The sequence below is a fragment of the Patulibacter sp. NPDC049589 genome, assembly GCF_040675535.1.
Taxonomy (GTDB): Bacteria; Actinomycetota; Thermoleophilia; order Solirubrobacterales; family Solirubrobacteraceae; genus Patulibacter.
The window spans coordinates 1-4,598 of record NZ_JBFAPC010000269.1 but is presented as its reverse complement, the minus strand read 5'-3'; the positions used below and the strand labels follow the sequence as shown (position 1 = coordinate 4,598).

Here is a 4,598-nt window from a genome sequence, read left to right as displayed (position 1 = left end):
GGCGGCGGGCGGCGGGCGGCGGGCGGCGGGCGGCGGGCGGCGGGCGGCGGGCGGCGGGCGGCGAAGCGTCATCGGGTTCCGGACCACAGCGGTACGGAACCCGACGGGCCGCGCCGCCTACCCCGCCCCGGTCCGGTCGTCCCCGGCCCTCCCGGCCCTCCCCGGCCGTCTCCGGCCCGGCCCGCCCGTCCTGGACGACGGTCGTCGATTTCCGTACCTCCGAGGTGTCGAACTCGACGCGCGCTCGCGGCACCTGGCCCGCCCCGCCGACCGTCGTCGACTTCGGTACCCCGGAGGTACGGAACTCGACGGGGACTGACCTCCCGCCCGACGTAGCGTCGGCCGGAGGCCGTCGACCGGTTCCGCGCCCCGTGCCCGCCGACCGATGCGGATCCGTGCCGCCCCACGGCAGCAACCCGCATCACCCGGCCGCGCCCGCCGACCGATGCGGATCCGTGCCGCCCCACGGCAGCAACCCGCATCACCCGGCCGCGCCCGCCGACCGATGCGGATCCGTGCCGCCCCGCGACTCCAACCCGCAACGTTCCCGGCCGCGCGAGCCGCGGCCGCGTGGCCCTCGCCGGCGAAGGCCCGCCCTAGAGCATCCCCCGACGCTTGGCCCGCAGGTACGCCTGGACCGCCGCGGCGGGGAGCGTGCCCGGCGGGACCGAGAGGACCTGGGCACCGCGGGCGCGGAGGCGGGCGGCGACGCGGTCGCGCTGGTCGCGGACGTCGACCGCGACGGCCTGGGCCAGGGCCCCGAGCTCGTCCTCGGGGGCGGTCGTCGCCAGGCGGCGCAGGCGCGGCTCCTCGACGGTGGCGACGCAGAGCGCGTGCCGGCGGGTGAGCAGCGGCGCCGCGGCCAGGAGCGGGGCAGCGGCGGCCTCGTCGAGCAGGTCGGTGAGCACGAGGACGAACGCGCGGCGGTTGCCGCCGACCGCCCGGAACGCGCGCTCGTGGTCGCTGTCGATCCGCGTCGGCTCGAGGTCGTGGAGCGCGCGGACGACGGCGTCGCCGGCCCCGCGCCGCGGCGCGAGCTGCCGGCGGATCCGGTCGTCGTACGCGATCGCCCCGACGTGGTCGTCGAGGACGTCGGCGGTCGCCGCCACCGCGGCGGCGGCGTCGAGCCAGACGTCGAGGAGCCGGACCTCGACGGGCGCCACGGCCGCCGCGCCGCCGGCCCCGGCAATGCCCCGGGACGGACCGCCCGGGCCGTCCCCGTCCGGTCCTCCCCGCCCCGCCGGACCCCACGTCCGCGGATCCCATCGCGGCCCGCCGAAGTCGGGCGCCCCGCCAGGAGGACTCCCGGGGCCGTCGGGGTCGCGGTCCGCCGGGGCGGCGCCGAGCCGGCCGCCGTCGACGAGGATCACGACGTCGCGGTCGGCCTCGACCCGACGCTGGTTGCTCATCGGACGGCCCATCCGCTCGGTCGCGCGCCAGTTGACCTGCCGGACGTCGTCCTCGGGCGCGTACTCGCGGACGTGGTCGAACTCGGTGCCGAGGCCGTAGGGGCCGCGGTTGCGCAGGCCCGAGGCGTTGCGCCCGGTGCGCACGGCGGCCGCCAGGGCGTGCGCGGTGCGGTAGTCGGGCAGCACGCGCAGCTCGACGGGCGTGGCCCCGCGGTGGTCCCACGACCCCAGGCCGAGCGGGCCGGTGCGGCGCGCGACGGGCACGGGCAGGACGTGGTGCCCGCGCCGGCCGGCGGTCACGCGCGCCTCGACCGTCCCGCGGCCGTCCCCGCCGTCGACCTCGACGCCGGGCATGCCCGCGAGCCGCAGCCGGAGCCCGGCCTCGGGCGTCTCGGGCCGGACGACGACGTCGACCGCGCCCCCGCGCGGCGCGATGTTCGGGGCCTCCACGGCGAGCACGGGCGGGCGGCGCCGGGCCCGCAGCGCGTCGACCAGCGACAGCACGACGACCGCGAGCGCCGCGAGCAGCACGGGGAGCGCCGGCAGCAGCACCGCGGCGACGGCGCAGGTGCCCAGCAGCGCGGCGACGCGCGGGGTCGGGCTCAGCCTCATGGACGGACGGTGCTCACCGCGACGCCGGGACCGGGACGGCGTTCAGCGCCGCAGCGACGGCGTCGCGGTCGCGCGTCCCCTCGAGCTCGGCCTCCGGGCTCAGGACCAGGCGGTGCGCGAGCACGACCTCGGCCACCGCACGGACGTCGTCGGGGGTGACGAAGTCGCGGCCCGCGATCCGGGCGGACGCCTGGGCGGCGGCCAGCAGGTGCAGGCCGGCGCGGGGGCTCGCCCCGAGCTCGACGCTCGGCAGCCGGCGCGTGGCCCGGACGACCGCCACGACGTAGGCGACGATGTCGGCGTGGACGAACGTGTCCTGGACGGTGTCGCGCGCCGCCTGCAGCGCGGAGGCGTCGACGACCGGCCGGACGTCGGCAAGCGCGGCCGGACGCAGGCCGTCGCGGGCGGCGGAGACGACCTCGCGCTCGGCGTCCTCGTCGGGGTAGCCGACGCGGACGCGGAAGAGGAAGCGGTCCAGCTGCGCCTCGGGCAGCGGGTAGGTGCCCTCCTGCTCGATCGGGTTCTGCGTCGCGACCAGCAGGAACGGCACCGGCAGCGCGTGGCGCTCGCCGTCGACGGAGACCGCGCCCTCCTGCATCGCCTCCAAGAGCGCGGACTGGGTCTTCGGCGGCGTGCGGTTGATCTCGTCGGCGATCAGGACGTTCGTGAAGACCGGCCCGGGGCGGAAGACGAGCTCGCCGCCGCGCAGGGCGACCGTGCCCGTCACGTCGGACGGCAGCATGTCCGGCGTCAGCTGGATCCGCGCGTTCTGCACGTCCAGCGCCCGGGCCAGGGCGGTCGCGGTCAGCGTCTTGGCGACGCCGGGCGGGCCCTCGAGCAGCACGTGGCCGCCGAGGGTCGCGGCGGCGACGAGCAGGTCGACGGTGGCGTCGGCCCCGCGGACGACGCGGCCGACCTCCGCCCGCAGTGCGGTGACGATCTCGATCATCGGGTGTCTCCTTCCAGGCGGGCGAGGGCCCGCCCGACGGCTTGCAGCTCTTCGGCGCCCGGCGGACCAGCGCCGGGCCGGGGCGGGGTGCCCGCGACGGCGTCGGCGTCCTGCGCGCTCAGCCCGGCGCGCCGGGCGGCGTCGCGGACCTCGTCCGGCCCGGCGTCCGGCGCCAGCCCGACGCGGCGGGCCAGCAGCGCGCGGGACCGGGACCGCAGGCGGTGCGCCGCGATCCCCCGGTCCTTCGTGCGCGCCAGCGCGGCGGCGAGGGCGTCGACGTAGCCGGAGCGGCCCGGCGTCGGGTCCGCGTCGGGCTGGACGGCGGGGCCCAGGCGGCGGCCCTTGGCGACCAGCGCCGCGGCCGCCGCGAGCACGAGCAGCAGCACGACGAGGACCACGCGGCCGGGCAGCCCGCCGACGGACGCCGCGTCGCGGGTGCGCAGCGCGATCACCCGGCCGCGGCCGGTGACGGACGCCGCGAACGCCGCGTTGTCGGCCCGTACGATCCCGTCGTTGTCGAGGATCCCGCGGTCGGGCACGAGCACGAGCCGGCCGCGGCCGACCTGCAGGTCGCCGGCGACGACCGTGCCCGCCCCGCCGGGACCGTCGAGCAGGAGCAGGGGCCGCAGCTCGTCGGGGCGCGTCCGCCAGTAGGGGCCGCGGCGCTCGACCCGGTCGACCGCCGCCGTCTCGGCGACGCGCCGCGCGGGTCGGGCGTCGGGCGCCCCGCCGCTGCGCGTCGGGGCCGGCTCACCGAGCGCCTTCAGCAGCGAGCGGGCGTCCCGACCCGTCGCGACCACGCGGCCGCCACGGCGCAGCTCGGCGACGACGCGGTCGGCGGCCCTGCCGTCCAGCAGCGACTCGGCGAAGAGGTAGGTGGTGCCCGGCAGCAGCCGCAGGCGGGACGGGTCGACGTCGCGGACGCGCAGGCGCACGCCCTCGTGCCTCAGCACCGCCGCCCACGCCCCGAGGCCGTCCCCGCTCGCGCCGCGCCAGCCGTCGGGCGGCTCCTTGCTCGCGTCGTCCCCGCCCAGCACCTGCCCGAGCACGAAGATCACGACGACGACCGCGAGCACGATCCCGCCGATCACGCGGCCCTTCACGCGCGGTCCTCGGGGCGAGGTCCGCGGGGCGGAGCGTGGGGATCGGAGTCGCCGGACGCGCCGGCACCGACGGCAGGACCGGAATCGCCGGACGCCCCGGCACCGACGGCAGGACCGGCGTCACCGGAGGACCCGGCGAGGTCGCCGGGCCCGGGCGGCGTCCCGGCCGTCGTGGCCGTACCCCCGCCACCCGCCGTCCCCCCGGCCGGACCGGGGCCCTCCGACCCGGCAGGCCTCCGGTCGGCGAGCACCGCGGCCCAGCCCTCGCGCGCCCCGCGGCTCGCGTCCGGTCCGACCGGCCCGGGGCCGTAGGCCGCGCGGTCGTGGGCGACGGCCAGCGCGAGCACCCGGTCGTCGCCGGCGGCCCGGGCGACCTGGGTCGCGGTCGTCGTCTCGTCGGCGCGGACGCGCCGCCGCTCGCGCAGTCGCCGGGCGCCGGCCCGGAACCAGAGCACGACGGCGGCGCGGTGCTCCCCGGCCTCCTCGGCGCGGCGGGCCTGGCGCTCGAGCTCGGCGGCGCCGTCC

3 protein-coding genes and 1 pseudogene are annotated in these 4,598 nt (G+C 79.7%); all 4 read right to left on the bottom strand.

What is annotated here, in order from left to right; translation table 11 throughout:
* Positions 1–596: 596 nt before the first annotated feature.
* Complete coding sequence (locus tag AB0L40_RS26725; RefSeq protein ID WP_364361676.1) at positions 597–2,021, bottom strand: DUF58 domain-containing protein; 1,425 nt, start codon at positions 2,019–2,021, stop codon at positions 597–599.
* Between the two features lie 13 nt (positions 2,022–2,034).
* Positions 2,035–2,970 (bottom strand): MoxR family ATPase, encoded by a 936-nt coding sequence (locus AB0L40_RS26720; RefSeq protein WP_364361674.1) that lies wholly within the window; start codon positions 2,968–2,970, stop codon positions 2,035–2,037.
* On the bottom strand, positions 2,967–4,073 hold the full coding sequence (locus AB0L40_RS26715; RefSeq protein ID WP_364361672.1) for a DUF4350 domain-containing protein: 1,107 nt from the start codon (positions 4,071–4,073) through the stop codon (positions 2,967–2,969). The genes AB0L40_RS26720 and AB0L40_RS26715 overlap by 4 nt, the downstream gene beginning before the upstream one ends.
* Positions 4,070–4,598, bottom strand: a pseudogene (locus tag AB0L40_RS26710) (hypothetical protein); the annotation flags it as partial. The gene AB0L40_RS26715 and the pseudogene AB0L40_RS26710, both read right to left, overlap by 4 nt.

What these genes read in the sequence shown, in the direction of transcription:
- AB0L40_RS26725 (WP_364361676.1), bottom strand. Translation starts at nt 2,021, where the DNA reads ATGAGGCTGAGCCCGACCCCGCGCGTCGCCGCGCTGCTGGGCACCTGC.
- AB0L40_RS26720 (WP_364361674.1), bottom strand. Translation starts at nt 2,970, where the DNA reads ATGATCGAGATCGTCACCGCACTGCGGGCGGAGGTCGGCCGCGTCGTC.